This window comes from Arsenicicoccus sp. UBA6765 (assembly GCF_002453335.1).
GTDB classification, from domain to species: domain Bacteria; phylum Actinomycetota; class Actinomycetes; order Actinomycetales; family Dermatophilaceae; genus Arsenicicoccus; species Arsenicicoccus bolidensis.
In genome coordinates this window covers 4,140-4,366 of the sequence record NZ_DKGR01000011.1, presented here as the reverse complement: position 1 = coordinate 4,366, position 227 = coordinate 4,140, and the positions used below count along the sequence as shown (strand labels likewise).

The following is a 227-nucleotide window of genomic DNA, read 5'->3' as shown; positions in this document are numbered from 1 at the left end:
CGGCGACCTCGTGTTCTTCGGCAAGGACGCGGCCTCGATCCACCACGTGGGCATGTACATCGGCAACGGCAAGATGGTCAACGCTCCGCACACCGGGGCCCAGGTCCGGGTCGAGTCGATGTACTGGTCCGACCTGCTGCCCTACGGCGGTCGCGTGCGCTGACGCGCGGCACGAAGTGAGCTCCGGGCTCGAGACGGGTCGCGTGCGCTGACGCGTGCCCCCACGC

1 protein-coding gene is annotated in these 227 nt (G+C 69.6%); it reads left to right on the top strand.

Annotated features, from left to right (window positions below):
* Nucleotides 1–10: 10 nt before the first annotated feature.
* Nucleotides 11–163: an NlpC/P60 family protein gene (locus B4K29_RS18390; protein WP_414632589.1), complete on the top strand. Its 153-nt coding sequence runs from the start codon at nt 11–13 to the stop codon at nt 161–163.
* The last annotated feature ends 64 nt before the right edge of the window (nt 164–227 follow it).